This is a genomic window from Streptomyces sp. 4N124 (assembly GCF_052245395.1).
In the GTDB taxonomy this organism is placed as follows: domain Bacteria; phylum Actinomycetota; class Actinomycetes; order Streptomycetales; family Streptomycetaceae; genus Streptomyces.
In genome coordinates this window covers 10,866-31,877 of record NZ_JBQQBS010000013.1, presented here as the reverse complement: position 1 = coordinate 31,877, position 21,012 = coordinate 10,866, and the positions used below count along the sequence as shown (strand labels likewise).

General features: G+C 70.4%; 27 protein-coding genes and 1 tRNA gene. 8 read left to right on the top strand and 20 right to left on the bottom strand.

The features are described 5' to 3' along the window. Positions 1-53 precede the first annotated feature (53 nt). On the top strand, positions 54-488 hold the full coding sequence (locus tag ACTWQO_RS15705) for a VOC family protein (protein WP_443237930.1): 435 nt from the start codon (positions 54-56) through the stop codon (positions 486-488). Positions 489-499: 11 nt separating this feature from the next. On the opposite strand, the gene ACTWQO_RS15700 is transcribed toward ACTWQO_RS15705, so the two are convergent. From ACTWQO_RS15700 to ACTWQO_RS15685, 4 genes are all read right to left on the bottom strand, one after another. Beyond that, on the bottom strand, positions 500-970 hold the full coding sequence (locus tag ACTWQO_RS15700; RefSeq protein ID WP_443237929.1) for a PPOX class F420-dependent oxidoreductase: 471 nt from the start codon (positions 968-970) through the stop codon (positions 500-502). 140 nt (positions 971-1,110) lie between these two features. Continuing rightward, positions 1,111-1,932, bottom strand: a complete 822-nt coding sequence (locus ACTWQO_RS15695) for a YceI family protein (protein WP_443237928.1) — start codon at positions 1,930-1,932, stop codon at positions 1,111-1,113. A gap of 107 nt (positions 1,933-2,039) precedes the next feature. After that, entirely contained in the window at positions 2,040-4,544 is a 2,505-nt protein-coding gene (locus ACTWQO_RS15690) for an MFS transporter (RefSeq protein ID WP_443237927.1), read from the bottom strand. A gap of 13 nt (positions 4,545-4,557) precedes the next feature. Then, positions 4,558-5,061: a MarR family winged helix-turn-helix transcriptional regulator gene (locus tag ACTWQO_RS15685; RefSeq protein WP_443237926.1), complete on the bottom strand. Its 504-nt coding sequence runs from the start codon at positions 5,059-5,061 to the stop codon at positions 4,558-4,560. A 196-nt stretch (positions 5,062-5,257) separates the two neighbouring features. Between ACTWQO_RS15685 and ACTWQO_RS15680 the strand changes: the two genes are divergently transcribed. Further along, positions 5,258-5,452, top strand: coding sequence for a hypothetical protein (locus ACTWQO_RS15680; protein ID WP_443237925.1), 195 nt, complete (start codon positions 5,258-5,260; stop codon positions 5,450-5,452). A 24-nt stretch (positions 5,453-5,476) separates the two neighbouring features. Here ACTWQO_RS15680 and ACTWQO_RS15675 read toward each other — a convergent pair whose 3' ends face one another. The 9 genes from ACTWQO_RS15675 to ACTWQO_RS15635 form a co-directional block, all read right to left on the bottom strand. After that, complete coding sequence (locus ACTWQO_RS15675) at positions 5,477-6,214, bottom strand: hypothetical protein (protein ID WP_443237924.1); 738 nt, start codon at positions 6,212-6,214, stop codon at positions 5,477-5,479. A 94-nt stretch (positions 6,215-6,308) separates the two neighbouring features. Next, the gene (locus tag ACTWQO_RS15670) at positions 6,309-7,211 is read right to left on the bottom strand and encodes an RNA polymerase sigma factor SigF (protein WP_443237923.1); all 903 of its coding nucleotides are present in this window, start codon (positions 7,209-7,211) and stop codon (positions 6,309-6,311) included. 278 nt (positions 7,212-7,489) lie between these two features. After that, a complete protein-coding gene (locus ACTWQO_RS15665) occupies positions 7,490-8,362 on the bottom strand; it encodes an RNA polymerase sigma factor SigF (protein WP_443238048.1) in 873 nt (290 codons plus the stop codon). Between the two features lie 192 nt (positions 8,363-8,554). Next, a complete protein-coding gene (locus tag ACTWQO_RS15660; RefSeq protein WP_443237922.1) occupies positions 8,555-8,848 on the bottom strand; it encodes a Dabb family protein in 294 nt (97 codons plus the stop codon). Beyond that, positions 8,845-9,024 (bottom strand): hypothetical protein, encoded by a 180-nt coding sequence (locus ACTWQO_RS15655; RefSeq protein WP_443237921.1) that lies wholly within the window; start codon positions 9,022-9,024, stop codon positions 8,845-8,847. Before ACTWQO_RS15655 ends, ACTWQO_RS15660 begins: the two co-directional genes overlap by 4 nt. Positions 9,025-9,197: 173 nt before the next feature. Next, a tRNA-Ser gene (locus ACTWQO_RS15650) sits at positions 9,198-9,282 on the bottom strand. Between the two features lie 105 nt (positions 9,283-9,387). Continuing rightward, a complete protein-coding gene (gene tadA, locus ACTWQO_RS15645) occupies positions 9,388-9,819 on the bottom strand; it encodes a tRNA adenosine(34) deaminase TadA (RefSeq protein ID WP_443237920.1) in 432 nt (143 codons plus the stop codon). 65 nt (positions 9,820-9,884) lie between these two features. Continuing rightward, a complete protein-coding gene (locus ACTWQO_RS15640; protein WP_328372179.1) occupies positions 9,885-10,424 on the bottom strand; it encodes a tRNA adenosine deaminase-associated protein in 540 nt (179 codons plus the stop codon). A gap of 230 nt (positions 10,425-10,654) precedes the next feature. Continuing rightward, positions 10,655-10,840, bottom strand: a complete 186-nt coding sequence (locus ACTWQO_RS15635) for a hypothetical protein (protein ID WP_210582305.1) — start codon at positions 10,838-10,840, stop codon at positions 10,655-10,657. Between the two features lie 92 nt (positions 10,841-10,932). Here ACTWQO_RS15635 and upp point away from each other — a divergent pair, with 92 nt between their 5' ends. After that, on the top strand, positions 10,933-11,568 hold the full coding sequence (gene upp, locus ACTWQO_RS15630) for a uracil phosphoribosyltransferase (protein ID WP_443237919.1): 636 nt from the start codon (positions 10,933-10,935) through the stop codon (positions 11,566-11,568). A gap of 36 nt (positions 11,569-11,604) precedes the next feature. On the opposite strand, the gene ACTWQO_RS15625 is transcribed toward upp, so the two are convergent. Further along, a complete protein-coding gene (locus ACTWQO_RS15625; protein ID WP_443237918.1) occupies positions 11,605-12,246 on the bottom strand; it encodes a LytR C-terminal domain-containing protein in 642 nt (213 codons plus the stop codon). Positions 12,247-12,335: 89 nt separating this feature from the next. Then, positions 12,336-12,632, bottom strand: a complete 297-nt coding sequence (locus ACTWQO_RS15620) for a type II toxin-antitoxin system VapB family antitoxin (RefSeq protein ID WP_003999914.1) — start codon at positions 12,630-12,632, stop codon at positions 12,336-12,338. A 148-nt stretch (positions 12,633-12,780) separates the two neighbouring features. Between ACTWQO_RS15620 and ACTWQO_RS15615 the strand changes: the two genes are divergently transcribed. After that, a complete protein-coding gene (locus tag ACTWQO_RS15615; RefSeq protein ID WP_443237917.1) occupies positions 12,781-14,337 on the top strand; it encodes a helicase HerA-like domain-containing protein in 1,557 nt (518 codons plus the stop codon). 100 nt (positions 14,338-14,437) lie between these two features. Here the strand turns inward: ACTWQO_RS15615 and ACTWQO_RS15610 are convergent, their stop codons facing one another. From ACTWQO_RS15610 to ACTWQO_RS15590, 5 genes are read right to left on the bottom strand one after another with little or no spacing between them, the layout of a single operon-like run. Then, positions 14,438-14,566: a hypothetical protein gene (locus tag ACTWQO_RS15610; protein WP_443237916.1), complete on the bottom strand. Its 129-nt coding sequence runs from the start codon at positions 14,564-14,566 to the stop codon at positions 14,438-14,440. 56 nt (positions 14,567-14,622) lie between these two features. Continuing rightward, positions 14,623-14,922: a hypothetical protein gene (locus tag ACTWQO_RS15605; RefSeq protein WP_443237915.1), complete on the bottom strand. Its 300-nt coding sequence runs from the start codon at positions 14,920-14,922 to the stop codon at positions 14,623-14,625. Continuing rightward, positions 14,919-15,584, bottom strand: coding sequence for an HdeD family acid-resistance protein (locus ACTWQO_RS15600; protein WP_443237914.1), 666 nt, complete (start codon positions 15,582-15,584; stop codon positions 14,919-14,921). Before ACTWQO_RS15600 ends, ACTWQO_RS15605 begins: the two co-directional genes overlap by 4 nt. Before the next feature lie 55 nt (positions 15,585-15,639). Beyond that, positions 15,640-16,245, bottom strand: coding sequence for an HhH-GPD-type base excision DNA repair protein (locus ACTWQO_RS15595; RefSeq protein ID WP_443237913.1), 606 nt, complete (start codon positions 16,243-16,245; stop codon positions 15,640-15,642). Positions 16,246-16,269: 24 nt separating this feature from the next. Next, entirely contained in the window at positions 16,270-16,992 is a 723-nt protein-coding gene (locus tag ACTWQO_RS15590; RefSeq protein WP_443237912.1) for a siderophore-interacting protein, read from the bottom strand. Positions 16,993-17,070: 78 nt separating this feature from the next. On the opposite strand from ACTWQO_RS15590, the gene ACTWQO_RS15585 reads away from it, so the two are divergent. The 4 genes from ACTWQO_RS15585 to ACTWQO_RS15570 are packed head-to-tail and all read left to right on the top strand — an operon-like array spanning position 17,071 to position 20,969. Further along, positions 17,071-19,131 (top strand): penicillin acylase family protein, encoded by a 2,061-nt coding sequence (locus tag ACTWQO_RS15585; protein WP_443237911.1) that lies wholly within the window; start codon positions 17,071-17,073, stop codon positions 19,129-19,131. Further along, positions 19,124-19,735 (top strand): GNAT family N-acetyltransferase, encoded by a 612-nt coding sequence (locus tag ACTWQO_RS15580; RefSeq protein WP_443237910.1) that lies wholly within the window; start codon positions 19,124-19,126, stop codon positions 19,733-19,735. Before ACTWQO_RS15585 ends, ACTWQO_RS15580 begins: the two co-directional genes overlap by 8 nt. Next, positions 19,732-20,211 (top strand): cupin domain-containing protein, encoded by a 480-nt coding sequence (locus ACTWQO_RS15575; protein WP_443237909.1) that lies wholly within the window; start codon positions 19,732-19,734, stop codon positions 20,209-20,211. The genes ACTWQO_RS15580 and ACTWQO_RS15575 overlap by 4 nt, the downstream gene beginning before the upstream one ends. After that, positions 20,208-20,969, top strand: a complete 762-nt coding sequence (locus tag ACTWQO_RS15570; protein WP_443237908.1) for an SDR family NAD(P)-dependent oxidoreductase — start codon at positions 20,208-20,210, stop codon at positions 20,967-20,969. The genes ACTWQO_RS15575 and ACTWQO_RS15570 overlap by 4 nt, the downstream gene beginning before the upstream one ends. Positions 20,970-21,012 lie beyond the last annotated feature (43 nt).

The window sequence follows — 21,012 nt, the reverse complement described above, 5'->3', positions numbered from 1 at the left end:
TTTCGGGGCGCTGTCGAACCGCCGTTGTCAGTGGTGGGCAGTACGGTCTTTTCATGGCAGTCCGAATCACTCTGACGCTCGACTGCGCGGACGCGCGGCTCCTCGCCGGGTTCTGGAAGACGGCGCTGGGCTATGTCGACGAGCCGCCGCCCGCTCCCTTCGCCACCCGCGAGGAGTGGTTCGCGAGCTTCGACCTCCCGGAGGACGAGTCCGTGGACGACAGCGCGTGGCTCTGCGATCCGGACGGTGTCGGCCCCCACCTCTCCATCCTCAAGGTTCCCGAGCCGAAGACAGCCAAGAACCGGCTGCACATGGACCTCCGAGTACCGGGACACGGCAGCCCCGAGGAGCGCTGGGCGCGGATCAGAGCCGAGGCCGAGCGACTGGTGAAGGCGGGCGGGAGCGTGCAGGAGGAGTTCGAGGGTCACCACATAGCGATGGCCGACCCGGAGGGCAACGAGTTCTGCGTCGCCGCGACCTCCGAGTGAGCCCGTGAGTCCTACTCCTCGCTGACCAGCCGCGCCGGGAACCCGCCCGTCGCCACAGGACCCCACCGCTCCGGTGTGACCCGGATGATCGACTTGCCCTGCTTGACCATGGCCGCCCGGTACTCGTCCCAGTCGGGGTGCTCGCCGGCGATGTTGCGGTAGTACTCGACGAGCGGCTCGACGGAGTCGGGGGAGTCGATCACTTCGGCGGTGCCGTCGATCTGGACCCAGGGTCCGTTCCAGTCGTCGGACAGGACGAGGAGGCTGACCCGATCGTCCCGCTTGGCGTTACGGGTCTTGGCCCGCTCGGGGTAGGTCGACACGACGATCCGGCCCGAGTCGTCGACACCGCAGGTCAGCGGCGAGGCCTGGGGACTGCCGTCGGCTCGGCGGGTCAGCAGGATGGCGCGGTGGCGGGGTCGTACGAAGTCGAGGAGCTCTTCGAGTGATACGGCGGTGTTGGTCGCGATGTTCGGTGCCATGGGGCGCAGCCTAAGCGCTCCGCTGTGCCGCGCCGGGTTGGTTGTCGGCTGCGGCGCCGTCGTGGCTTGTCGCGCCCACGCGGCGGAGCCGCATATCGATACAGCCCCGCGCCCCTTACCGGCGTCGCCGCACCGCAGCTCTACATCTGCGGCAGTGACTCGCCCTGTACCGCCTGGATGTCCAGCTCCACCTTCAGTGTCGTGCCGATCGCGGCGATGCCTGCCTGGACCACCTCGTTGTAGTACATGGCGAAGTCCTCGCGCTGTAGTCGGGTCGTGGCCCGGAAGGCGGCCCGGGTTCCGCCCCAGGGGTCCGCGCCGGTGCCGAGGTAGGCGAGGTCGAGGTCGACGGGGCGTACGACACCGTGCAGGCCCAGCTCGCCGTGGACCGTCCAGCGGTCCGGACCCGCCAGAGTCAGGTCCGTCGAGCGGTAGGTGATCTCGGGGTAGGTCGCCACGTCCAGGAAGTCGGCGGACTTCAGGTGCCCGTCCCGCATCGCGTTCCCCGTGTCGATGGACGCGGCCCGGATCACCGCCTCCACCCGGGACTTGGTGACGTCGTCGGGCGCGACCTCGATCAGGCCCGCGAACTCGGTGAACCGGCCGTGCACGCTGGAGATCCCCAGGTGCTGGGCGACGGCGCCGACGCTGGAGTGCGCCGGGTCGATGGTCCACGGCCCGGGCGGCGGCAGCTCGGTGCCGCCCTGCCGCGCCAGCGTCACCGTGCCCACGTCGGCCCGGCCGCTCGCGGTGACGATCGCGCTCGCGGCGGCGGGCGCATAGCCGACGGCCGTGACGATGACGGTGTACGCCCCGGGAGTCAGCGCGGTGGCATCCCGTACGACCCCCTCGCCGTCCGCCTCGGCCCGCACCACCTGCGCACCGGTCATGTCCGTCACCGTGACGACCGCGTGCGACACGGCCCATCCGTCCCGCGTGCGGATCTTCGCGGTCAGTCCCATCCCGTCAACTCCCTGCAAAACCTTACACATTGGCCATAGGGCGAACCGGCCCGTGACGAACGCGCTCCTCCGCTCAGAGCGCGCGTCCGTCACGGGCCGGGGTTCACCTACTCGCCCGGATGGGCGAGTTCGATGTCGTGGGCGTCGGCTCCATGACCGGAGACGGTCAGCGCCGTCGCCACCGGCGGGTAGCCCGTCGCGATGACGGTGTACTCGCCGCTGTCGAGGTCGGTGAAGGCGTACGCCCCGTCCGCACCGGTCGTGGCCGTGCCGACCACGTTGCCCGCCGCGTCGACCAGCGTCACGCGGGCGTCGGCCAGCGGACCGTGCGGAGCCCGTACGACACCCTGGAGCTGGGCGCCCGCGTCCAGGTCGACCTCGATCCGGGTGACCCCGGTGCCGCCCACCTCGACGGGCAGCGCGCGCGGCCGGAACCCGGCGGCGTTCACCGCGACGGTCACGGCACCCGGCACCAGCTCGCCGAAGGCGAACTCGCCCTGCTCACCGGTGGTCCCGGTGGCCAGCAGATCCCCGCGCACATCGGTGACGATCACCATCGCGTCCTTGACGGGCAGCGTGGTCTCCGCCGCCCGCACGACACCGTTCAGCCCGCTGGTGCCGCTGAGCAGGATGTCGTACGACACCGGCTCGCCGCTCACCACGATCGTGGACGCCTGCGGCTGGAACCCGTCGGCGGAGGCGATCAGGACGTACGAGCCCGCGCCCGGCGCGTCCACCGCGTAGGAACCGTCGCCCTGCGCGACCGAGCGGCCCAGCTGGCGTCCGGCGAGGGAGATCAGCGTGACGGCGGCCTGCGGGACGGGCGCGCTCTCGGCGCCGCGGACATGGCCGCGGACCGGGATGCCGCCGGAACCCTCCTGAGGAGGCGCCACCGTCGCGACGGCCGCGAGCTTCTGCGTGCCCTCGGGACCGGCCTCGGTGTCCGCGGCGACGGCCCAGCTCGGCACCTTCTCGTCGGGCTGCGCCTGAGCCGTCGCAGCCTCCTCGGACTCGGCCGCCTGCGCCATCGCGCCCTTCGTCTTCAGCGGAACCTCCTTGATGAACAGCGAGAACAGCAGGGCCAGCAGCGCGATCGGCGCGGCGTACAGGAACACGTCGGCGATGCCGTGGCCGTAGGAGCTCTCCATGAGCGTGCGGATCGGGGCGGGCAGCGCATCCATGTCCGGGATGCTGCCGGTGGAGGAGGAACCGGCGAGCGCGGCGGCGGACTGCGGGTCGAGGGCGGCGGCGCCCTTCTCGACGTAGTGCGTGATCCGGTGGCTGAGGACCGCGCCCAGGGCGGAGACGCCCACCGCACCGCCGAGGGAGCGGAAGAAGTTCACCACCGAGCTGGCGACGCCCAGATCGCTCGGGTCCACCTGGTTCTGCGTGGCCAGCACCAGGTTCTGCATCATCATGCCGACGCCGAGGCCCAGCATGGCCATGAAGATCGCCACGTGCCAGTACTCGGTGTCGTACCGGATCGTGCCGAGCAGGCCCAGGCCCGCCGTCACCAGCACACCGCCGACCAGCAGCCACGCCTTCCAGCGGCCGGTGCGGGTGATGATCCGGCCGGAGACGGTGGAGGAGACGAACAGCCCGGCGATCATCGGGATGGTCATGACGCCGGACATGGTCGGCGACTTGTCCCGGGCCAGCTGGAAGTACTGGCTGAAGAAGATCGTGCCGGCGAACATCGCGATACCGACGAACAGCGAGGCGAGCGAGGTCAGCGTGATCGTGCGGTTGCGGAACAGCCGCAGCGGGATGATCGGCTCGGTCGTCTTCGTCTCGATCAGCATGAAGATCGCGAGAAGCGCCAGCGTGCCGCCGACCATGGCGTACGTCTGCCAGGACACCCAGTCGTACTTGTCACCGGCGAAGGTGACCCAGACCAGCAGCAGGCAGACCGCGGCCGTGATGAAGAAGGCGCCGGCCCAGTCGACCTTGACCCGCCGCTTGACCACCGGCAGGTGCAGGGTCCGCTGCAGCACGATCAGGGCTATCACGGCGAAGGGCACGCCGACGTAGAAGCACCAGCGCCAGCCCAGCCAGTCGGTGTCCGTGATGACACCGCCGATCAGCGGGCCGCCGACCATCGCGGTCGCGAACGTGGCGCCGAGGTAGCCGTTGTAGCGCCCGCGCTCACGCGGGGAGATCATCGCCGCCAGGATGATCTGGGCCAGCGACGACAGACCGCCCATGCCGATGCCCTGGACGGCGCGGAAGGAGATCAGCATCGCCGGGTTCTGCGACAGACCGGCCGCCGCCGAGCCCACCACGAAGATCACCAGGGCCAGCTGGATCAGCAGCTTCTTGGAGAACAGGTCGGCGAGCTTGCCCCACAGCGGGGTGGACGCGGTCATCGCCAGCAGCGACGCGGTCACGACCCAGGTGTAGGCGCTCTGGCCGCCGCCGAGGTCCTTGATGATGTCGGGCAGGGCGTTGGAGACGATCGTCGACGACAGGATCGCGACGAACATGCCGAGCAGCAGGCCTGTCAGGGCCTCCATGATCTGCCGGTGCGCCATCGGAGCGCCGTCGGCGGAGCCTTGGGAGCCTCCCCCGTGCTTGGCGTGAGCCCGCACACCGGCTGGTGTGGTCGTTGCCATGGGCTTCCTTCTCTTATGTGCTTGCGGGTGTACGGGTGGTCTCGTCGAGTGCGGGAGGGCCGGGCGGGGCCTGCGGCCGGGACGTGGTCCGGCAGTCGCCGAAGCTGTCCCTGAGCCGGGCCATCAGCCGGGTGAGCTGGCCGACCTCGTCGTCGGACCAGTCGCGCAGGCGGTGGGCGAGCAGCTCGGTGGTCCGCAGGGACAGCTCGTCGAGCAGCGCCTGACCGGCGGGGGTGAGGCGCAGGATGCGGGAGCGCTTGTCCGCCGGGTCCGGGGAGCGCTCGATCCAGCCGCGCCCGGCGACGTGCGCGACATGGCGGCTGGTCACCGACATGTCCACGGCGAGCAGCTCGGCGAGCCTGCTCATGCGCATGTCGCCGTGGCGTCCGAGCAGCGTCAGCACGGCGGCGGAGCCGCTGGGACACTCGGACGGCATGATCCGTCCCAACTCCCGCTTCACGGCCCCGAAGGCACTGAACTGGCGCACCAGTTCCTCGTACTGCGCCTGCTCGGCCATCACACCTCCCGTGTTTGTTGCTTAGGGCAACCATAGAGTTATTGGTTGCTACAGGCAAACAAACCGGTGTCAGTCCGGCATAAAAACTTGGCAAAGGCAAGTATTGCGGATGTAAATGTGCAGGTGGCAAAGGTTCTGTGGGGGGAACGGAGCCCCCGCTTGGGCGGCCACCCTCGATTCGCTAGGGTCTCGGGGCATGGCTAACACCCAGGGCCCCCAGGGCAACCACGACCCCGCAGGCAACACCCAGATGTTCCGCGCGTTCGTCGACGACGGCCCGCAGGGCCGGCGGCAGGCGGCGGCCCCCTCGGGCCCCCGCATCGGCCTGATCCTCGGTGTCGTCGTCGCGGTGGCCGTCGTGGCCGCCGTCGCGTGGCTCGCGCTCAAGTAGGCGCTTCACACGGGCGGGGCACCGCTACTTCCACTTGACGGACACGTCCCGCGTCTCGATGTGCATGCCCAGCGGCACCCGCCACGCGTCGACGCACACCGTCCAGGTCTTCTCCTTCCGCGCGCCGGCCCCGACCGGCACCGGAAGCTTCTCGGCCGACTCGACGGTCCCCCAGTCGATCCCGAGCGCGCCGATGATGTGCGTCCCGAAGGTCACCGTGCCCGAACGCACCTCGGTTCCGCCCGAGTTGTGGAAATCGAGGGTCACCTTCTCGCACCAGCGCTTGTCCGTGGGCTCCCGCTCCGGCTCGGACCAGGTGAGCGCGGCGGGTGCGGGGGATGTCGTAGGACTGCTGCCGCTGGATGGTGGCGGTGAAGTCGCAGGACTACGGGGGGACTTGGCGCCCTCGGTTTCGGTCTCGGCCTCGGTCTCCGTCTCGGTGGACGGGATGGGGCTGTCCGCCGTAGCCCCTTCCCGGGCCGAGGGGGCGCTCGAACTCCCGCCCGCGCCCGGCGAGTCGACGGACCCCTTCGAGGGTGGCGCGGATGTCTCGCTGTCGAGCGGCACCAGGCTCACACCGCCGGTCGGCCGCACGGCCTTCCCGGGCGCCTGAGGTGCCGAACCGGTCGCCACGTACCCGTCGTCGCCGCCCTGGGCCCCGCATGCGGCCAGCATCCCGCCCAGGCAGACGACGGCCGCCGACGCGCCGATCGCGGCGCGCCGACGGCCATGTGTCCATGTCGCCCACGTCGATCGAAGCATCGCGCCATGGTGGCTGACGCTCCGTCAAATAGGAAGCCCCGGACGGCCTTTCGACGCCGTCGGTGAGAAAGCCTCCGGCGGCGTCCAGGCGCCGTCAGTCGGAGATGAGGCCCTCGCGCAGCTGTGCCAGCGTCCTGGTCAGCAGCCGGGAGACGTGCATCTGGGAGATGCCGACCTCCTCGCCGATCTGCGACTGGGTCATGTTGGCGAAGAAGCGCAGCATGATGATCCGGCGCTCGCGGGGCGGCAGCTTGGCGAGCAGGGGCTTGAGGGACTCGCGGTACTCCACGCCCTCCAGCGCGGTGTCCTCGTAGCCGAGGCGGTCCGCGAGGGAGCCCTCGCCGCCGTCGTCCTCGGGGGCCGGGGAGTCGAGGGAGGAGGCCGTGTAGGCGTTGCCGACCGCGAGGCCGTCGACGACGTCCTCCTCGGACACGCCCAGCACCGCGGCGAGTTCGGTGACCGTCGGGGAGCGGTCCAGCTTCTGGGACAGCTCGTCGCTGGCCTTGGTGAGGGCCAGCCGCAGCTCCTGCAGCCGCCTGGGCACCCGGACCGACCAGGACGTGTCACGGAAGAACCGCTTGATCTCGCCGACGACCGTCGGCATCGCGAACGTCGGGAACTCCACGCCCCGTTCGCAGTCGAAGCGGTCGATCGCCTTGATCAGGCCGATGGTGCCGACCTGGACGATGTCCTCCATCGGCTCGTTGCGCGAGCGGAAGCGGGCCGCCGCGTACCGCACGAGCGGGAGGTTGAGCTCGATCAGCGTGTCCCGGACGTATGCGCGCTCGGGGCTGTTCTCGTCCAGTGCGGCGAGCCGCAGGAAAAGGGAGCGGGACAGGGTGCGGGTGTCGATGGTCTCCGAGGCGGGGATCTCCGGGGCCGGCGGGGCCGGGAGGATCTCCACCTCGTCGATGGGGCCGAGCGCGGCGTGCGCCTCGGGCGCTGCCTCGCTCTTTGTGAGCGTGAGCACCTTCGAGCTGCCCTTGTCTGCGGACATGCCACCCCCTTTGGGTCGCGGGACGGTCGCGGCGAACGCTCCATCGAGGAACGCCAGCCTTCACCTGAATACCGGAGCCGCAGCCCCGGCAAACGCGCTTCCCGCAGAATGTCACATGTCGGCAACACGCTGTAGTGACATGTCGACATGTGAGACTCGAATACGCCCTGGATAAAGGGGGTCTGACGGTTTTTCGGGAGAGAACTGTCGGGATCTGCCCTGGTGAGCGATTCGCTCGCGACGGTGACGGCTCGATCCTCTATGCGGTTCGGTGCTGCTTAAGCGTCGATCCTGTTCGCCGAGCGGAGCCGCTGGAAGCTACGCGCGAGTAGCCGCGAAACATGCATCTGGGAGACGCCGAGTTCCGCACTGATTTGCGACTGGGTGAGATTGCTGTAGTAGCGCAGCAGCAGGATGCGCTGTTCGCGCTCGGGGAGTTGGACCAGCAGATGCCGGACGAGGTCGCGGTGCTCGACGCCGTCCAGCGCCGGGTCCTCGTAGCCGAGCCGGTCGAGGAGTCCGGGCAGGCCGTCGCCCTCCTGGGCCGCCTCCAGGGAGGTGGCGTGGTACGACCGTCCCGCCTCGATGCAGGACAGCACCTCCTCCTCCGTGATGCGCAGCCGCTCGGCGATCTCGGCGGTGCTCGGGGAGCGCCCGAAGGCCGTCGTCAGATCCTCGGTCGCGCTGTTGACCTGCACCCACAGCTCGTGCAGCCGGCGCGGGACATGGACCGTGCGGACGTTGTCGCGGAAGTACCGCTTGATCTCGCCGACGACCGTCGGCATCGCGAAGGTCGGGAACTGCACGCCCCGGTCCGGGTCGAAGCGGTCGATGGCGTTGATGAGCCCGATGGTGCCGACCTGGACGACGTCCTCCATGGGCTCGTTGCGGGAGCGGAAGCGCGCGGCCGCGTAGCGCACGAGCGGAAGGTTGGCCTCGATGAGCGCCCCGCGCACCCGGTTGTGCTCCGGCGTGCCCGGCTCCAGCTCCTTGAGCTCGCCGAAGAGCACCTGTGTGAGTGCCCGGGTGTCGGCGCCGCGGCGTTTCTCGGGGGCGGGGGGATGGTCCTGGGCCTCGGGTTCGGTAGCCGGCGTCTCGGCCTGAGCGGGAGCCTCGTCCTGGGGCGGCGCAGTACTGGCCGACACGGTCAACGCCACCTCTTCCTCGGTCAACTCATCCGTCTCATCCGTCAAAAGCTGTCATAGCATCACAAGACATGTGCATTGCATGCAAGCACCGCATAACTACGTGTTGACGGCAAAACGGTGCATAAGACACACGAAAGCCCCCCGCCGTTCCGGCGGAGGGCTTCAAAGGCCGTGGTTCAGAAACGAACCGGCGGCTCAGAACTCATAGTCGGCGATCACCCACGTGGCGAACTCGCCCCACAGCGCGACGCCCGCCTGATGCTCCGGGTGCATGGCGTACGTCCGCAGGCCCGCGCGGTCCTCGAACGCCGAGTTGATCGCGAAGTCGTACGCGATGGGCCGGTCGCTGAAGTTCCAGCCCAGCTCCCAGGAGCGGATCTCGGGGATCTTGCCGTCGAGTGCGCGGAAGATCTCCACGCCCTTCACCACGCGCGGGTCGTCGCGCTCGACGCCCTCGTTGAGCTTGAAGAGGACCAGATGACGGATCATGAATCTCCTCCGTTGGCGACCCAGCTCGCGAAGTCGCCGAGGGCCTTCGCGGCGTCCGATATGCCCTCGAAGCCTATCTGGACATAGTCGGCGGCCTTCGCCGGATCCGTGACGATCACGTAGAGCACGAAGACCACGAGGACATAGACGGCGATCTTCTTCGAATTCACCGCCACCGCGGCCTCCTCTGTGCCTGCTGTGCCCTGAGGGCCCTTGTCGACGGCGGCGAGTGTAACCTTTACGCCCTTCTTAAGGGCCAACGGCCCGCAGGTGAGGCGCTTTTGCCGAGGGATCGAGAGTCCGCTCCGGACGCACGAAGGGCCCCGTCTTGCGAGGGGCCCTTCTGGAGCGGTAGCGGAGGGATTTGAACCCTCGGTGACTTGCGCCACACTCGCTTTCGAGGCGAGCTCCTTCGGCCGCTCGGACACGCTACCGGGGAAGACCTTACAGCACGGTGGGGTGTGGTTTGAAATCGGTATTCGCCGTTCCGGGATCGGTATTCGCCGGTCCGGGCGGTGCGGCCGTCCTCGGTCGCGGCCTCAGCGGTCGCGGAAGAAGTCGGTGAGGATCCGGGCGCACTCCTCGGCGAGCACGCCCTCGATGACCTCGGGCCGGTGGTTGAGCCGACGGTCGCGTACGACGTCCCAGAGGGAGCCGGCCGCGCCCGCCTTGTCGTCCCGGGCGCCGTAGACGACGCGGTCCACGCGGGACTGGACGATCGCGCCCGCGCACATGGTGCAGGGTTCGAGGGTCACGACGAGCGTGCAGCCCGTCAGGCGCCACTCGCCGAGCTTCGCCGCCGCCCGCCGGATGGCGAGCACCTCGGCGTGGGCCGTCGGATCGCCGGTGGCCTCGCGTTCGTTGTGGCCGGTCGCGAGCACGGTCGTACCGTCCGGGGACAGCACCAGCGCGCCGACGGGGACGTCGCCGCCCCGGATCGCGTGTGCCGCCTCGTCCAGGGCGAGCCGCATCGCGGCCCGCCAGCGGTCGCGTACCGGGTCCGGCGGATCTGGGGCTGACTCCCCGGCCTCGCCGGTCAGCGGACGGCCTCCAGGATGTCCGAGGCGCCCAGCGCGTCGGCGATCTCGGTGAGCGCGTCGTCCGACAGGGTCAGCAGCTCCTTCTCGCTGACGCCCAGGTCGTCGAGGACCCGTACGTCACCGACCGGGCCGTGCGGCACGGCCTCGGCGGCGGAGGGGCTGTCGTCCTCGCCGTCGGCGTCGTCCTCGGACTCACCGTCCTCGGTGCCGTCGAGGTCGAGGGAGTCCAGGTCGGCGACGTCGTCGTCACCCGGGTCCCGGCCGAGCAGTTCGTCGGTGAGCAGGATCTCGCCGTAGCTGCTGCGGGCAGCGGCGGCGGCGTCCGAGACGTAGATACGAGGGTCGTCCTCACCGTCGACGCGGACGACGCCGAACCAGGCGTCCTCCTGCTCGATGAGGACGAGCACCGTGTCGTCGTCGGTCGAGGACTCCCGGGCCAGGTCGGCGAGATCCGACAGGGTCTCCACATCGTCGAGCTCTGTGTCGCTCGCTTCCCACCCGTCTTCGGTGCGCGCGAGCAGTGCGGCGAAGTACACCGTGACTCTCCCACTGGTCATAGGCGTGCCGGTTGGGGGTCCCCCCGGCGGAGGTTTGTGGGCGGGGAGTGCGGAACTCCGAGCCCCGCCCACTCGGAATCGTGGCAGAAACAAGGCGTTCAGGGGACGTCTTCGGCTCCCTGTGTCCGCACGTTTTGATCGTCCACCAGCGGGATCGTACGCGGCTGTGGCATCCCATTCGTACGTGGGCGGCCACGAGGCGGGTCGCGCTACCAGCGGAAGGTGCGCATGCGCATCGCGTGTCGCAGGCGGGCCGTCTTGGCGCGGCGGGGCTGGACGCGGTCGCGCAGTTCGCGGGCCTCGGCGAGTTCGCGCAGGAAGACCGCCCGGCGCCGTCTGCGCTCGGCGTCGGTCTCCCGCGGCGACGGGTCCGTTCCGGACTCACGATCGGACATCGGCAACACCCCCGTACGTCCCTCCCACTTTCCCTCTGATGGGCGGTTTGATGCCAGCACAAGGGCTACGGCGGCCCGGTTACTGTTAGGCCATGCGTCTCCACGTCGTCGACCACCCCCTGGTCGCCCACAAGCTCACCGCGCTGCGCGACCTGCGCACCGACTCCGCGACCTTCCGGCGGCTCGCCGACGAACTGGTCACCCTGCTCGCCTACGAGGCCACGCGCGACGTACGCACCGAGCAGGTCGACATCACCACGCCGGTCGCCTCGACCACCGGCGTCAAGCTGTCCCACCCCCGCCCGCTGGTGGTACCGATCCTGCGGGCCGGCCTCGGCATGCTGGACGGCATGGTCCGGCTGCTGCCGACCGCCGAGGTGGGCTTCATGGGCATGGTGCGTGACGAAGAGACGCTCCAGGCCTCCACCTACGCCACCCGAATGCCGGAGGACCTCTCCGGGCGCCAGGTGTATGTCCTCGACCCGATGCTCGCCACCGGCGGCACCCTGGTCGCGGCGATCCAGGAGCTGATCAAGCGCGGCGCGGACGATGTGACCGCCGTGGTGCTGCTCGCCGCGCCGGAAGGCGTCGAGCTCATGGAGCGCGAGCTGGCCGGCACCCCGGTGACGGTCGTGACGGCATCGGTCGACGAGCGCCTCAACGAGCACGGCTACATCGTCCCGGGCCTGGGTGACGCGGGGGACCGGATGTACGGGGCCGCCGAGTAGGCCGCTGGGCAGTACGCCTGTTTCAGCAGGTCTTCTTCAGCAGCTCTGCTTCGACGAAGAGGGCGTCGGCTGAGGCCCGGTCAGTGCGGCCAGCGCCTTGTCGGCGTCCTTCTTCGTGGCCAGCGCCTTGAAGCCGTTGCCGATGATCAGGTCGACGTCCGTGCCCTTGCGTGCGGCGACCGTGCGGCGCTCGGCGGTGCCGAGCTGGGTGGCGAGCACCGGCAGTGAGGTGTTCAGGGCGGAGGCGGGGCCGAGCAGCAGCCCGGTGCCCTTGACCTTCTTGTCGAACTCCGCGGTCGCGTTGCCCACGTCGCCGATCCGGAAGCCACGTTTCTTCAACTCGTCCGCCGTCTGCTTGGCCAGCCCGCTGCGGGTCGTGGCGTTCAGTACGTTGACGGTGATCTTGCGGGGCGGGGGAACGGCCGCGGTGGTGCTCGGTGAGGGGCTCGCCTTGGACGAGCAGTCCGACTTGGGGCCGGCCGCCGAGGCGGAGTCGCCGCCGCCCGAGAAGAGGTCGATGAGCTGCAGCGTGCCCCAGCCGACCAGGCCGAGTGCGGCGACCGAGGCCACGAGCCCGGCCACGAGCCTGCCGCGCCGCCGGGGCCGGCGCATCCGGGGGTACTTGTCACCCTTGATCCGGTACTGGCCGCCCATGCCGGGGGGAGTCAGCATGCTCATGGGCGCAGCGTAGTGCGCGCGGGCGACGATTCCTACTAGATGATCATTGCCGGCGTGCAGTTCAACCCGTTAGGGGAACCAGTTCGCCGTTAGTCCAGTTCGAGGACGCGCGCGTGCAGCACTTGGCGCTGCTGGAGGGCCGCCCGGACCGCGCGGTGCAGGCCGTCCTCCAGGTACAGGTCGCCCTGCCACTTGACGACGTGTGCGAACAGATCGCCGTAGAAGGTCGAGTCCTCGGCCAGGAGCGTCTCCAGGTCGAGTTGGCCCTTCGTCGTCACGAGCTGATCGAGGCGGACCGGGCGCGGCGCGACGTCCGCCCACTGCCGGGTGCTTTCCCGGCCGTGGTCGGGGTACGGCCGGCCGTTTCCGATGCGCTTGAAGATCACACGGAAAGCCTACCGGTCAAGACCTTCCGGGCGCAGCCATGGAGGGGGAGTGCGACGCTGCAAAAGATGCTCTAAACCTGGGCAAACCGGAAGCATGAGCCCGACTATGCCGGAAGCAAAGGGCCAGATATGGAAGCAGGGGCCTGATATGAGCGACAGCGAGACCGTGCCCGCGGCCACCACACCTAAGACGCCGGGAAGCGCTCCCGCACTCCCCCAGCAGGCCCTGGAGATCGCTTCCGGGTACGCCTTCACCGGTCCGGCGCTCGACCTGGGCGCCCTGATGTGGGACGGAGCCTGTCTGGCCGACGCGCAGATCCGCATCCCGCTCCCGATGCTCAACCGGCACGGCCTGGTCGCTGGCGCCACCGGCACCGGCAAGACGAAGACCCTCCAGCTGATCGCCGAGCAGCTCAGCGCGCAGGGCGTGCCGGTGTTTCTCGCCGACATCAAAGGCGACGTGTCCGGGATCTCGGCGCCGGGGCAGGACAGCGAGCGGGTCCGGGCCCGGGCAGGTGAAGTGCACCAGCAGTGGACGGCGACCGCTGTCCCCGCCGAGTTCTACGCGCTCGGCGGCATGGGGCACGGCATCCCCGTCCGGGCGACGGTCACCAGCTTCGGCCCGGTGCTGCTGTCCAAGGTGCTCCAGCTCAACCAGACCCAGGAGCAGTCCCTCGGCCTGATCTTCCACTACGCCGACCAGAAGGGCCTGGAGCTGATCGACCTCAAGGACCTCAGGGCGGTGGTCGCCTTTCTGACCTCCGACGAGGGCAAGGCCGAGCTCAAGAACATCGGCGGGCTGTCGCCGGCGACCGCGGGCGTGATCCTGCGGTCCCTCACCGCCTTCGAGGCGCAGGGCATGGGGGACTTCTTCGGGGAGCCGGAGTTCGACACGGCGGAGTTCCTGCGGACGGCGCCGGACGGGCGCGGCATGGTGTCGGTCCTCGAACTGCCCGCCGTACAGGACAAACCGCAGCTCTTCTCGACGTTCCTGATGTGGCTGCTCGCCGATCTCTTCCATGATCTGCCGGAGGTCGGTGACGTCGACAAGCCGAAGCTCGTGTTCTTCTTCGACGAGGCGCATCTGCTCTTCAACGACGCGTCCAAGGCGTTCCTGGACTCCATCACCCAGACCGTGCGGCTCATTCGCTCGAAAGGGGTCGGGGTGTTCTTCGTGACGCAGACCCCGAAGGACGTACCGGCCGATGTTCTCGCGCAGCTCGGGAACCGTGTCCAGCATGCGGTGCGGGCGTTCACGCCGGATGACCAGAAGGCGTTGAAGGCCACGGTGAAGACGTTCCCCAACAGTGCGTACGACCTGGAGGAGTTGTTCACCGGGCTCGGGACCGGGGAGGCGGTCGTCACCGTGCTGAGTGAGAAGGGCGCGCCGACGCCCGTTGCCGCGACGCGGTTGCGGGCGCCGGAGTCGTTGATGGGGCCGGTTGAGGGGGCGGTGCTTGATCAGGCGGTCAGGGGGTCGGGGTTGTACGAGCGTTATGCACAGGCTGTGGATCGGGAGTCGGCGTACGAGAGGTTGCGGGGGGCCAAGGGGCCCGATGAGGTGCGGGGCCGTGAAGAGGAGCGGTCTGTTGTTGAACAGGTCGTCGGCGGTGGGATGTTCAAGTCGTTGGCTCGGTCTATCGGTACGCAGATCGGGCGGGAGATCACGCGATCGGTGTTCGGGACAGCGAGGCGGCGACGCTGAGTTCCGCTGGATGGCGGTTCTTTGACTGCGGGCCGGTGGGGGCTGGTCGCGCAGTTCCCCGCGCCCCTTCGGGGCGCGATGTCGCCGCCGCGCTCACGCGTCAGCCGCGTTCAGGCTTCTTCGGCGGCTGTTGTTGATGTTGCTGGGGCTTGGGCTTGGGCTTGGGGGCGTTGCGGATGGCCTCCGCGCGGAGGAGGGCGCGGAGGACCGCGTACGGGTCGTTGGGCATGGCTGTGTCGTCCTTGCGTTGGCTGATGGGTGGGTGGGGCGGCGGCAGGGCCCCTGTCAGCAGCGCAGGATCACCGTGCGGAGGGTGTGGAGGACGGGCTGGGGGTGGGGTGGTGCCGGGGGTGGTGGGGCCGCCGGTGGAGGGGCGGGCCGGGGATGTGGGCGGGGTGCGGGGCGCAGGGGTGCGGCGGGACTGTTGCCGGCGCGGGCTGTGGACCGTAGGACGGTGTCGTCGTACTCGGCGACCGCGGCGGTGGTCTCGGCCGTGACCGTCACCGCGTGTGCCGTGTGCTCGCCCGGCACGAGGAGGGCGAGGAGCAGGACGAGGACCCGCGACCAGACGCGTACGGCGTTCACAGTTCGCGTGGCACCCGACTCGCGCGGCCGCGGATCCGCAGCGCCGTGATGATCTCGACGACGCCGACCGCGACCAGCCACCAGCCGCCGACCAGGGTGAGCACGGCGACCGACTCGAAGGGGGAGTCGATCAGCACGATGCCGGCGACGAAGGTGAGGACGCCGAGGAAGATCTGCCAGCCGCGCGCGGGCATCGACGGGTCGTGGACGGCGGCCAGGGTCTGGGTGATGCCGCGGATCAGCCAGCCGATGCCGATCCACAGGGCCAGCAGCAGGATCGACTGCATGGCGCCGCGGAAGCAGAACAGGCCGAGCAGGATCGACAGGGCGCCGCTGATGAAGGCCAGGACGCGCAGCGAGGTCGTCCTGTGTGTGCCGAAGGCGGCGGCGAGCTGGAGTACGCCGCTGACCAGGAGGTAGAGGCCGAACAGGACGCCGGCCGCCCACAGGGACGCGCCCGGCCAGACCAGGACCAGGATGCCGAGGACCAGGGAGGCGATGCCGGTGAGGAGTACGGCCTGCCAGGCGGTGCGGGAGAGGACGTGCAGGGGGCCTTCGAGCGGCGGTTCGGCGCCACCCGGGCGGGGCTCGCGCACGGCGGCATGTACCCGGCGGTCGTCGTACTCCGGACCCCAGGGGGGACCGCTCGGTGCCTCGGTCATGCTTCATGCTTTGACCGGATTGGACCCGATTGCCACCTGATGTGGGCCAATCGGCTTAATTTCCGGAGGACTTCCCCGCGGTCTTCGCCGCCTTCGCCGCCGCCTTCATCTCCTGCTTGTGGGCGCGGACCTTGGCCAGTGAGTCCGGGCCGGTGATGTCGGCCACGGAGCGGAAGGACTTCGCCTCGCCGTAGGCTCCGGCGGCCTCGCGCCATCCCGTCGGCTGCACGCCGAGCTGCTTGCCCAGCAGGGCGAGGAAGATCTGGGCCTTCTGCTTGCCGAACCCGGGCAGGTCCTGGAGCCGCTTGAGCAGTTCGGTGCCGCTGTCGACGCCCTTCCAGACGGCCTCGGCGTCACCGTCGTAGTGCTCGACGAGGTACCGGCACAGCTGCTGGATGCGCCCCGCCATCGACCCCGGGTAGCGGTGCACCGCCGGCTTCTCGGAGAGCAGCGCGGCGAAGGCCTCGGGGTCGCGGGTGGCGATGTCGTGGGCGTCGAGGTCGTCGGCGCCCATGCGCTGGGCGATCGTCGCCGGGCCCTTGAACGCCCACTCCATCGGGATCTGCTGGTCCAGCAGCATCCCGGTGAGCGCGGCGAGCGGACTGCGCCCGAGGAGTGCGTCGGCCTCGGGGTCCTGGGCGAGATGCAGGGTGACGTCCATGGGTCGATGATGCCGCCTGCGGGCTCAGGACGCGCGCCAGTACCCCAGTGCGTGCATCCGCTCCTTGGGGACGCCGAGTTCCTTGCGGACGTATGCGCTCAGCCTGCGTGTCGTCGCCGTGTCGCAGGCGATCCAGACATACGGCTCTGAAGTGCCCTTGAGCAGGTCCGGCAGGTCCGCCTTCACCCGCTCGACCAGATGCGTGCCGGAGTCGAGCCGCAGTACCTGGCGCAGCTCGTGGCGGGACGGGTCGGCGCGGCAGGGCAGTTCGTCGACGCCGCCCTCGAACCAGATGGTGGCCGGGGCGGAACCCAGCGCGTCGAGCAGGGAGTTGATGGCGGGCAGCGAGGCCGGGTCGCCGATCGCGAAGACGTGGGTCGGGGTGGGGCTCGGCTTCTCGAACCCGGTGCCGTGGACGGTCGCCTCGATGGTGTCGCCGGGCTGCGCCGTCCGTGCCCAGTCGCTGGCGGTGCCTTTGTGCAATGCGAACTCCAGGCTGAAGGTGCCGGCCTTGGGGTCCGGGTCGACGAGGGTGTACGCCCGCTGGTGCGCCTTGACTCCGTTGTCGAACCACAGGCGCACCCACATCGTGGGGTGGACGCCGGTCGTCGCGAGCATGCCGCCGTCGCTGAGGTGGAGCCGCCGGTAGTGCTCGGTGACGTCCTCGGCGCCGGTCACCGTGAACACGAAGTCCTTCGCGCGCAGCAGTTTGAGGACCGCACCCTCCCAGCCGTGCCCCTGCCCCATCGTTTCTCCACCCCTCGCGTACGATTCCGCCCGAACTTACTTAGGCAAGGCTAACCTAAAGCACAGAAGGGCCACAGCGTGACCTCCGAGATCTACCGCGACGCCTGGGGAATCCCGCATCTGCGAGCGGGCGGCGTGGCCGACCTCGCCCGCGCGCAGGGCCGCGTCACCGCACTCGACCGGGCCTGGCAGCTGGAGGTCGAACGGCACCGCTCCCAGGGCACCTCCGCCTCCTTCCTCGGCGCAGGCGCCCTCCCCTGGGACCTCCTCGCGAGACGGGCCCGCATCGACGACACCGCGAGACGGTGCTTCGACGCCCTGGACTCCGATACGGCGGACTGGGTGCGGGCGTACGTCGACGGCGTCAACGAGGGGCTGGCGGAAGGGGCCCGTCGTACCCCCGAGTTCGCTCGCGTGGGTCTCGCTCCCGGCCGCTGGGAGCCCTGGACCCCGCTCGGCGTCTGGCTCGCCGTCCACATCCTGTTCGCCGGGTTCCCGGCCAAGCTCTGGCGTGAGCAGGTCGTCCGGCAACTCGGCGAGGACGCGGTCGGCCTGTTCGCCGCCGACGGGCCCGGCACCTCCGGCAGCAACGGCTGGCTGGTCGGCGGTGAGCGGACCGTGACCGGCGCCGCCATCATCGCCGGGGACCCGCACCGCTTCATCGAAGACCCCGGCATCTACCAGCAGATCCACCTCTCCTGCCCCGAGTTCGACGTGGTCGGCATCGCCGTGCCCGGCGTCCCCGGTATCGCCCACTTCGGCCACACCGGCACGGTGGCCTGGGCCATCACCAACGCGATGGCCGACTACCAGGACCTGTACCGGGAGCGGCTGCGGCGGACGGGCGCGGGCGTCGAGGCGCTCGGCCCGGACGGCACCTGGGTGCGGGCTCCCCGGCACACGGAGGTCATCGAGGTCGCGGGTGAGGAGCCGGTCCCGGTCGAGGTGATCGAGACCGAGCGCGGGCCGGTGATCATCGGCGGCCCCGACGGGCTCGACGACGGGACGCCGGAAGCCGTCAGCCTCCGCTACCCGCCCCGCGTCACCGGCGACCTCGGCTTCGACGCCCTCCTCCCCCTCCTGCGCGCCCGCCGGATCGCCGACGTGGACCGCGCCTTCGACCGCTGGGCCGAGCCCGTGAACGTCGTCATGGCCGCCGACACCGAGGGCGGCCTGCTGCACCGCGTGGCAGGCAAGGTGCCGGTGCGCGGCACGGCCAACCGCACCCGCCTCGTGCCCGCCTGGGAGCCCGGCCACGAGTGGCAGGGCTGGCACGAGATGCCGTACGGCGAACTCACCGACGGCATCGCGGTGATGGCGAACCAGCGCGGCCCCTCCACGCCCCTCGGCGTCGAGTTCGCCGCGCCGCACCGCGCCGACCGCATCGCCGCCCTCCTGAAGGAGAAGGAGAAGTGGACGGCGGGGGACATGCCCGCGATCCACATGGACACCCATCTCGGCTCCGCCGCGGCCCTGTTGGACCACCTCGCTGCCCTCGACGACCTCACGCCCGAGGCCACCGCCCTGCGGGACCGCCTCCTCGCCTGGGACCGGCGCATGGACGCGGACAGCACGGAGGCGGCCGCCTACGCGGCGGTGCGCGGAGCCGTCGTACGGCATCTCGCCGAGCACCCCGCGTTCGCCGCCCTCGCCGTCCCGCCCGCCTACCCGGAGGCCTTCCTCCCCTGGCTCGCCCTCGGCCCGCGCATCGGCTTCGCCCTCGAACATCTGCTGCGTGCCGAGGAGTTGTACGACATCGACCGCACCGCGACCGTCCGCGCGGCCGTCGAGGAAGTCGCCGGCCGGCCGCCGGGCACGTGGGGTGAGTCCCACCGCCTGGCCCCCTGGCGGGCGCTGCCCAACACCTCGTACGACGAACCGGGCCTGTCCGGCGATCACGACTGCGTGCTGTGCACCTCCTCCGTGCCCGGCACCACCGACCTGGCCGCGCGCGGACCGGCCGCCCGCTATGTGTGGGATCTGGCCTGCCGGGAGGACAGTCGCTGGGCGGTGCCGTTCGGCGCCTCCGGGGTGCCGGGCTCGGCCCACCACCGTGACCAACTGCCTTTGTGGGCCAGAGGAGATCTGGTCCCGGTCATCACCGACTTCGACGCACTCACCAAGGAAACCGATGTCTGACACCCACGCCCCCGCCCGCCAGGCCGTCCACGAGCAGCAGGTCGACGGCCTCGGGACCCTCCGCGTGCTGCCCCTCGACGCCCACGCCGACGCCGAGGTGGTGCACGGCTGGGTGAGTGAGGAGCGGGCCTCCTTCTGGGGCATGAACGGCCTCACCCGGGACCAAGTGGCCGAGATCTACGCCCACATGGACACGCTCGACACCCACCACGCCTACCTGGTGGTGCGGGACGCGGAACCGGTCGCGATGCTCCAGACCTACGAGCCGGACGCCGACCGGGTCAGCCACTGCTACGAGGTCCGGCCCGGCGACATCGGGGTGCATCTGCTGCTCGCGCCCGCCGGAGCACAGGGCGCGCGGTCCGGCTGGACCGCGGCGCTGGTCGGCGCGCTCGTCTCGTACGTGCTGCTCGGCCTGGACCGGCGCCGGATCGTGGTCGATCCCGACGTGAGCAACGAGAAGGCGGTCGCCCGCTTCCTGAAGCTGGGCTTCACGGCCGGACCCGTCGTCGTCCTGCCGGAGGTCGACCTCCCTGACGTGTATCTGCCCGAGAAGCACGCCCAACTGGCCTTCCTCACCCGGGAGGTAGCCTTCCCCGGGTGACCCCGGAAGACCTGATCGCCCACTACGGACTGCAGCCCATACCGCGCGAGGGCGGGCTGTTCCGGCAGACCTGGGCCGGGCCCGAGCGGGCGGACGGGCGGCCCGACGGCACGGCCATAGTCGCCCTGCTGACAGCCGCCCCGGACGACTTCTCGGCCCTGCACCGGCTGCCCACCGACGAGGTCTGGCACTTCTATCTCGGCGATCCGCTCCAGCTGTTGCTGCTCGCGCCGGACGGCACCTCGCGGACGGTCGTGCTGGGCCCGGACGTACTCGGCGGGCAGCACCCCCAGTTCACCGTCCCGGCCCGCACCTGGATGGGCGCGCGGGTGGTCGCGGGCGGCGCCTGGGCCCTCTTCGGCTGCACCATGGCTCCCGGCTTCGCCTACCAGGACTACGAGCACGGGGACGTGGCCGACCTCACGGCGCGCTACCCCGCCGAGGCCGCGCGCATCGTGGAACTGTGCCGTCCATGACTCTGCTCGAAGGACAGACCGCCCTTGTCACGGGCGCGTCCCGCGGCATCGGACGCGGGATCGCGCTGCGGTTCGCCGAGGAGGGCGCGGCGGTCGCGCTGCACTGCCGTACGGAGGTGGAGGCGGCGCGCGAGGTGGCGTACCGGATCGAGGAGCTGGGCCGCCGGGCCGTCGTTCTGGAGGGCGATCTGTCCGACGCGGACGCCTGCCGACGGGTCGTGCACGAGGCCGCCGCGTGGGCCTCCGGGCCGCTGACCGCGCTGGTCAACAACGCGGGCGTACAGCCGACGCAGCCGCTGCCCGGGATGACGGCTCAGGAGTGGCGGGCGGTCGTGGACACCAACTTGTCGAGTGTCTTTGCCTGTACGCAAGCCGCCGCGGAGCTCATGCGGGAGAGCGGGGGCGGCAGCGTGACACACATCGCCTCCACCGAGGCCCGCCAGCCGGCTCCGCTGCACGCCCACTACTCCGCGTCCAAGGCCGGTGTGGTCATGCACGCGCGGGCCGCGGCCCTGGAGTACGGGCCGTTCGGGATCCGCGTCAACACGGTCTCGCCCGGGCTGATCGAGCGGGAGGGGCTGGCGGAGGACTGGCCGGAGGGGGTGGAACGCTGGGAACGGGCAGTCCCCGCCGGGCGGCTCGGGCGGCCCGAGGACGTCGGCGACGCGTGCGTGTTCCTCGCCTCGCCCCTCGCGTCCTGGATCACCGGGCACGACCTGGTCGTGGACGGAGGGGTGTCCGCGCGGCCCACGTGGTGAGCGGCGCACCCGCCGCGTACGTACGTATCGAAGTGGCAGAGAC

Excerpts from the sequence above, each read along its gene's own strand:
- ACTWQO_RS15600 (WP_443237914.1), bottom strand. The coding sequence starts at position 15,584 with ATGACCGAGGCACCGAGCGGTCCCCCCTGGGGTCCGGAGTACGACGAC.
- ACTWQO_RS15590 (WP_443237912.1), bottom strand. The coding sequence starts at position 16,992 with ATGGGGCAGGGGCACGGCTGGGAGGGTGCGGTCCTCAAACTGCTGCGC.
- ACTWQO_RS15625 (WP_443237918.1), bottom strand. The coding sequence starts at position 12,246 with ATGAGCATGCTGACTCCCCCCGGCATGGGCGGCCAGTACCGGATCAAG.
- ACTWQO_RS15700 (WP_443237929.1), bottom strand. The coding sequence starts at position 970 with ATGGCACCGAACATCGCGACCAACACCGCCGTATCACTCGAAGAGCTC.
- ACTWQO_RS15675 (WP_443237924.1), bottom strand. The coding sequence starts at position 6,214 with ATGCTTCGATCGACGTGGGCGACATGGACACATGGCCGTCGGCGCGCC.
- ACTWQO_RS15580 (WP_443237910.1), top strand. The coding sequence starts at position 19,124 with ATGTCTGACACCCACGCCCCCGCCCGCCAGGCCGTCCACGAGCAGCAG.
- ACTWQO_RS15610 (WP_443237916.1), bottom strand. The coding sequence starts at position 14,566 with ATGCCCAACGACCCGTACGCGGTCCTCCGCGCCCTCCTCCGCGCGGAG.
- ACTWQO_RS15660 (WP_443237922.1), bottom strand. The coding sequence starts at position 8,848 with ATGATCCGTCATCTGGTCCTCTTCAAGCTCAACGAGGGCGTCGAGCGC.
- ACTWQO_RS15635 (WP_210582305.1), bottom strand. The coding sequence starts at position 10,840 with ATGTCCGATCGTGAGTCCGGAACGGACCCGTCGCCGCGGGAGACCGAC.
- ACTWQO_RS15670 (WP_443237923.1), bottom strand. The coding sequence starts at position 7,211 with ATGTCCGCAGACAAGGGCAGCTCGAAGGTGCTCACGCTCACAAAGAGC.
- tadA (WP_443237920.1), bottom strand. The coding sequence starts at position 9,819 with ATGCGGCTCGCCCTGGACGAGGCGGCACACGCGATCCGGGGCGGCGAC.
- ACTWQO_RS15695 (WP_443237928.1), bottom strand. The coding sequence starts at position 1,932 with ATGGGACTGACCGCGAAGATCCGCACGCGGGACGGATGGGCCGTGTCG.
- upp (WP_443237919.1), top strand. The coding sequence starts at position 10,933 with ATGCGTCTCCACGTCGTCGACCACCCCCTGGTCGCCCACAAGCTCACC.
- ACTWQO_RS15570 (WP_443237908.1), top strand. The coding sequence starts at position 20,208 with ATGACTCTGCTCGAAGGACAGACCGCCCTTGTCACGGGCGCGTCCCGC.
- ACTWQO_RS15680 (WP_443237925.1), top strand. The coding sequence starts at position 5,258 with ATGGCTAACACCCAGGGCCCCCAGGGCAACCACGACCCCGCAGGCAAC.
- ACTWQO_RS15690 (WP_443237927.1), bottom strand. The coding sequence starts at position 4,544 with ATGGCAACGACCACACCAGCCGGTGTGCGGGCTCACGCCAAGCACGGG.
- ACTWQO_RS15595 (WP_443237913.1), bottom strand. The coding sequence starts at position 16,245 with ATGGACGTCACCCTGCATCTCGCCCAGGACCCCGAGGCCGACGCACTC.
- ACTWQO_RS15705 (WP_443237930.1), top strand. The coding sequence starts at position 54 with ATGGCAGTCCGAATCACTCTGACGCTCGACTGCGCGGACGCGCGGCTC.
- ACTWQO_RS15685 (WP_443237926.1), bottom strand. The coding sequence starts at position 5,061 with ATGGCCGAGCAGGCGCAGTACGAGGAACTGGTGCGCCAGTTCAGTGCC.
- ACTWQO_RS15615 (WP_443237917.1), top strand. The coding sequence starts at position 12,781 with ATGAGCGACAGCGAGACCGTGCCCGCGGCCACCACACCTAAGACGCCG.